The 279-nt window shown below is 52.7% G+C and carries 1 protein-coding gene; it reads right to left on the bottom strand.

Going from position 1 to position 279, the window contains the following annotated elements; genetic code table 11:
- Positions 1-279: Ig-like domain-containing protein (locus AB4496_RS05900; protein ID WP_372130687.1), on the bottom strand; the 279-nt coding region annotated here is incomplete at both ends.

Genomic DNA, 279 nt, shown 5'->3' with positions numbered 1-279 from the left:
ATGCCATCTTTGATGGCCGTGAGTGTCGTACCACCCGTTTCAACCGCAGACAGTAAACCGGTTGATGACACGGTTGCCGTCGCTGTATCGACAGGAGCCCACGTCACTGAGCTAGAGACGTCAGACGAGGTTGCATCACTGAATGTCGCTATGGCGATTAACTGGTCAGTCTGACCTTTCGCAATATTCACAGGCGAAGGGGTCACTTGAATGGCAGTAATGATCGCTGCCGACACATTCACCTCCACCGTATTACTGGGGATGCCATCTTTGATGGCC

It is taken from the genome of Vibrio sp. 10N.222.46.A1, from assembly GCF_041473595.1.
Classification (GTDB): Bacteria; Pseudomonadota; Gammaproteobacteria; order Enterobacterales; family Vibrionaceae; genus Vibrio; species Vibrio tasmaniensis_A.
The sequence above is the reverse complement of the archived record's forward strand: the minus strand, read 5'-3'. Positions and strand labels throughout refer to the sequence as shown.